Raw genomic sequence first — 4,710 nt, forward strand, 5'->3', positions numbered from 1 at the left:
CGTCAGCGCATCAGCACACAGTCACATCAACGACAGGCGACGTTGATCGTCACCCCAGATGCGGTTGCAGTACTAGTCGGCCCCGACCACCGCGATGTCGTGCGGCGACCGCGGATCGATTTCGTAGTGGGTGCCGAACTGGCTGCTGAAGCCGATCACGCGCACCCTCTGCCCCTGCTTCAGGCCGGAGACGTCGATGCCCGTCTGCACATTGACGAAGACCGGCACGGGGCCCGAACCGTCGTCGACGGACAGCTTGTACCCGTAGGGGAGGTCGCTCGTAGGTGCTTGAGTGATCCTGCCGACGACCTTGACGAGCCGCCCCTCGGTGGCCTCTCCGACCCCGGCGGTGCCGACCCGCTCCGGTTTCACCGGCCGGCCCTTGTGACCGAGCTCGACATCGGAAGGATCGGCCGGGACCAGGGTCAGCAGTCCGGAGCTGTCCCGCAGCGTGCCGGTGATGCGTGCGCGCCGATACGGGTACGCATGCACGTCGCTGTGCAGGCTGACGTAGAGGCCGGCGGTCCTGTCCTGGAGCCCGAATCCCTTGTCGCCGAAGCTGGATTCGAAGGCACCGGAGGGAGTCGTCACCGAGCCCGCCACGGTGACCACTGTCCCGACCGGCAGGCCGCGGGCCTGGGCGATCGAGATCGTCTTCGCCTGCGGTGCGGCGACTGCCGAACCGGTCCCCAGCACGGGCGCCACCATCAGGGCGAGCAGGGGTGCGAAGAGCAGCATGAGAAGCCGACGGGTCAGGCCCATGAATGCACTGTCCTTTCCGAAAACCGATACCTCTCAAGTGTGCGTGCACGCCGCGCACTTCACACACACGCGCGTCCGCCCCCACCTCGGCAGTCCGGCCCGTGCACCCAAACCCACCCGGCCGGGGCCAGGACGACCACCCGGCTCCAAGAACCGCAACCCCGCCACCCGCTACGACGTGGTCAAGACCGTCAAACGACCCGAGACACTCGTCGCTCTGCATAACGGTCGATGTTAAGGAACAAGCCAAGAAGTCGGGTGGCCCGGAGGAGTCACACCACTGGGCCCCCCCACTTCCAGGTCTCGGCGAGTGGGGTGCAGCCGCGCCCCGACGGTGACACTGAGCCGACTGCGCGGTGGTGTCCCACCGAGTGGTTTATCGGTGCAGAGGAGGCCCGGGCCATGGTTTAGCGAATGCGAGGCAGAGCTTTGTCGGGATGGGCGGCCTGGACGTAGCGCACGGCGGTTCCCGGATGGATGCCGAACAGGTGCTCCAGATGCACGGGATCGGCAGTGAGCCGGGCCTCGTCCAGTACCCGGTCACTCCACATCTGACGCGGGGTGATCCCGGTCAGGTCGAACGCACGGCGCAGAGCGCAGTAGCTGACGGGCGGGAGCGCGGGGTGGTGTGCCGAGTGCGTCGTGATCAGGAGATGGGGGTTGGGCGAGACGGGCCATCGCTGCTGTCGCTCCCGCAGCCACTCGTCCAGAAGTTGACGGGTCAGCGTGTCGAGATAGACGGCATGCGGCTGGTTGCGCAGACGCAGATGGAGGGTTCCGCGGGCAAGGTCGGGGGCGGTAAGGGGCAGCCGGGCGACGTCCGTGACCTTGATGGCGTGGACGGCCACCAGGCCGACAGCCAGGCGCCCCATCGCGCTGTCGATGGAGTCCAGCAGTCCGCGCAGCAGATCGCTGGGAAGGGGTTCGGGCAGTCGCACCGGTGTTGTGAGGGAGAGGCCGGCGAGCGGGTTGGTGAAGATGATGCGCTCCTGCTTGAGGGCGCGGAAGACGCTCAGGAGGACATGGTGTACGCCGCGGGCCTGGTGTCCCTGCCGGTCGGAGAGTGCAGCCGTTACGTGGGCGGAGGTGATCTGCCGAAGATCCAGCCCCTGCCCGGACCATGCGGTCAAGACAGGAAGAACTACGTGGAAGTCCCGACGGATACGCGTGAAGTCGGCTGGCGGGTGCCGGCGGCGGCCCTGGCCGCGACGGACCGCGACCCATGCTCGAAGCTGGTCGGCCATCGTCTGGGAGAGCCGCTGAAGCCTGTGCTCGATGGCCTGGCAGTGATGGGCATCCGTGCGGGTTGTATCCAAGCGAGCCAGTGAGGGGGTGCGGGCTGTGCGGCGGTCGTGGTCAGCTTCGAGCAAGCCGTGCTCGTGCAGGAAGAACACGATCCGGTGCAGGGAAGCCCTCGGCTCCAGAGTCACGAGCGTCCGCACATCGTGCTCCGTGATCGGCTCGCTGCCGCTGTAGGCCAGCAGGCGGCGCAGCACTCGGATGGAGTGCGCGTGGCTTACCTGCCCGCCCGCCTTCGCGGGATGGCACGCTGTGACCTGATTCCAGCAGACCTGATGGAGCGTCAGCCAGGCGCCGACACGGACACGGCGTACTCCGGCACAGACATACGGGGCGCCCGGCGGCAACAGGCTGGTCGGCCGGTCGGGGCTCGACGTGGACCTGAATGCGGCGGGCAGCTTGCTCGGCGCGAGCCTGCGCAAGGTCCGCGGTGGGCGCGGTGGTGATCAGGTGGCCGATCTGCGCGGTCCACATGTTGCCGCCGTCGGCCGGGAGAAGCAGCTGGTCGCCGACCTGGTTCTGGAAGTGCACGCGGTCCAGCCAGCGCTGGCTGACGCCGTCGAAGCCGAGACGGACCAGGGTGCCGGAGGTGTCCGGGTAGAGCATGTGGATCGCCGCGGCCGAGGACCGGGCGGGGGTGAGGTCGGGGGCCCGGCCGCAGGCGATATCGGCGGCGGCGCGGGGCAGGTCGATGCCCGTGGCGAGTCCGACGAGGTGGCCGATCATGTCGCCGGCGATCCGGCCGTTGACCTCGACCAGCCGCGGCCGGCCGTCGGCCAGCCGCATCTCGACATGACAGACGCCGTCGGTGACCCCCGTGGCACGGATCGCGGCCCGTGCCACGGAGGTCACCACGTCGAGCAGCGGGTCGGCCGCGGCCACGCAGTGGGCCAGTTCCTCGAAGAAGGGCGGAGCGCTGACCGTCTTGCGGGTGACCGCGACCACGATGGTCTCGCCGCGGTGGGTGACGCACTCGACCGACACCTCGGGCCCGTCGAGCTGCCTGTCGCTGCCGAGAAGCGCACCCAGTCGCCAGGCGCCACACACCCGGGTAGGCGTGGCGCAGGACCGCCAGGCGGCGCTGAGCCTGGCGGTCCTGCCGCAGCCCCGGGTGCCCCTTCCGCTTCGTCAGCTGATGGAGAACTGGCTGAAGCTCGCGGTGCCGGGTGTCGGGGCGTGGGCCGTGAAGAACGTGCCCGCGTCCAGGCTGCTGTTGGCTCCGGTCAGCGTGGCGGTGCCGACGGTGGTCCAGGTGGTGCCGTCGGTGGAGTAGGAACCGGTGACCGATGTGCCGCTCCTGACCAGCCGGAGGCAGACGGGGGCGGATCTACCGGTCTTGGTGGTGATCTTGTCGAGGTAGCCGTCGCCGTCGGAGTCCCACTCCAGGCTGACGCCGTTGCTGGGAGTGACGGCGAGGGAGGCGTACCCGGTGGACGAGCCGGCCCCGGCGATGCTGTTGCGCAGCATCAGGCCGGCCTTGCCCCAGGCGTTGGTGTTGTCCTGGCTGTCGACGTGGACGGTGACCGTGGAGGAGGTTCCCGCGGCGGCCGGCTGGTAGGCCGCGGAGTACTCGTCGTCGTGCAGGGCGCTCGTGGCCCATGTGTCGATGCCCGCGCTGGTCAGGGAGGTCACTCCCTGGCTCTGGCCCACTGCGGCCGGGATGGAGCTGTAGGCACGCCAGGGCGAGGTGACGATCTGCAGTTTGCTGAAGGCCGCGCTGCCGACGGTGGTGCTGTGGGCGGTGTGGATGACACCGGCGTCCTGAGTGGCGGCCATGGACGGCAGGGTCACCGCCGAGCCGATCTCGGTGAACGTGGATCCGTCGGTGGAGTAGTAGCCGGACACCTGGGTCGCGGTACGGGTGAGCCGCACCCAGACCGGCGCCTTGACCGAGGTGACCGTCGAGGTCGGCTGGTCGCGGTAGCCGTCGCCGTTGGAGTCCCACTGGAAGCTGACGCCGTTGGCCGGGGTCACCACCACGGTCGCATAGCCGGGTGAGGAACCGCTGCCGGTGAGGTTGTTGCGCAGCACGACACCGGCCTTGGCCCAGGCGCTGGTGTTGTCGACGTTGTCGACCCGGGCGGTCACCGAGGTGCCGTTGACGGCGGCGCCTGCCTGGTAGACGGTGCCGTAGGTGTCGTCGTGCTGGCCGCCGGCGCCCCAGATGTCTGTGCCCGCGTCGGTGATGGTGAAGTAGCCGCCGGTCTGTCCGGTGGCGGCGGGGGTGGAGGAGTAGGCGCTGTAGGGGCCGACGACAGCGCCGGTGGTCAGCGGCCGGTACTGCGGCTCGATGCCCGCGTTGTTCATGACCGTCGACGCGCCGGACGGCCAGTGGCCGTCGGTGACGACGACGGTGCCGCTGACGGAGTCACCGTGGCCGTCGGTGCTGCTGATGTTGGTGGTGTTGTTGACCGTCCAGTTGTCGGTGGCGGTCAGGGCGCCGGTGTTGTGGGTTGAGCCGATGTGCGCGAAGAGCCACTGGCCGGTGTTGCGCACGACGTTATTGGTGTCGGTGAAGTTCCGGGAGCCCTCGTCGTGGTAGAGGCCGTAAGAGGTCCTAACAGAAGTGGATGATCATGTGACTGTTGGGCTATCCGCTCGTTGGTCTGGCCGTGGGGAAACGTCAGTCGCGACCGTGGATCGTGTCGG

At 68.8% G+C, this 4,710-nt stretch carries 3 protein-coding genes and 2 pseudogenes; 1 reads left to right on the forward strand and 4 read right to left on the reverse strand.

What is annotated here, in order from left to right; all coding sequences use genetic code 11:
• Positions 1-72 precede the first annotated feature (72 nt).
• A complete protein-coding gene (locus LE548_RS45000; RefSeq protein WP_225102821.1) occupies positions 73-762 on the reverse strand; it encodes a hypothetical protein in 690 nt (229 codons plus the stop codon).
• 73 nt (positions 763-835) lie between these two features.
• Here LE548_RS45000 and LE548_RS45005 point away from each other — a divergent pair.
• A pseudogene (locus LE548_RS45005) lies at positions 836-1,000 on the forward strand (transposase); the annotation flags it as partial.
• 169 nt (positions 1,001-1,169) lie between these two features.
• Here the strand turns inward: LE548_RS45005 and LE548_RS45010 are convergent.
• The 3 genes and pseudogenes from LE548_RS45010 to LE548_RS46355 form a co-directional block, all read right to left on the reverse strand.
• On the reverse strand, positions 1,170-1,892 hold the full coding sequence (locus LE548_RS45010; RefSeq protein ID WP_225102822.1) for a hypothetical protein: 723 nt from the start codon (positions 1,890-1,892) through the stop codon (positions 1,170-1,172).
• Positions 1,893-2,412: 520 nt separating this feature from the next.
• Positions 2,413-3,069, reverse strand: a pseudogene (locus tag LE548_RS45015) (acetyl-CoA carboxylase biotin carboxylase subunit family protein); the annotation flags it as partial.
• Positions 3,070-3,189: 120 nt separating this feature from the next.
• On the reverse strand, positions 3,190-4,557 hold the full coding sequence (locus tag LE548_RS46355; protein ID WP_225102823.1) for a DUF1349 domain-containing protein: 1,368 nt from the start codon (positions 4,555-4,557) through the stop codon (positions 3,190-3,192).
• Positions 4,558-4,710 lie beyond the last annotated feature (153 nt).

Origin of the sequence: Streptomyces sp. CoH27 (assembly GCF_020181035.1) — a bacterium.
In the GTDB taxonomy this organism is placed as follows: domain Bacteria; phylum Actinomycetota; class Actinomycetes; order Streptomycetales; family Streptomycetaceae; genus Streptomyces; species Streptomyces camelliae.

What these genes read in the sequence shown, in the direction of transcription:
- LE548_RS45000 (WP_225102821.1), bottom strand. Translation starts at nt 762, where the DNA reads ATGGGCCTGACCCGTCGGCTTCTCATGCTGCTCTTCGCACCCCTGCTC.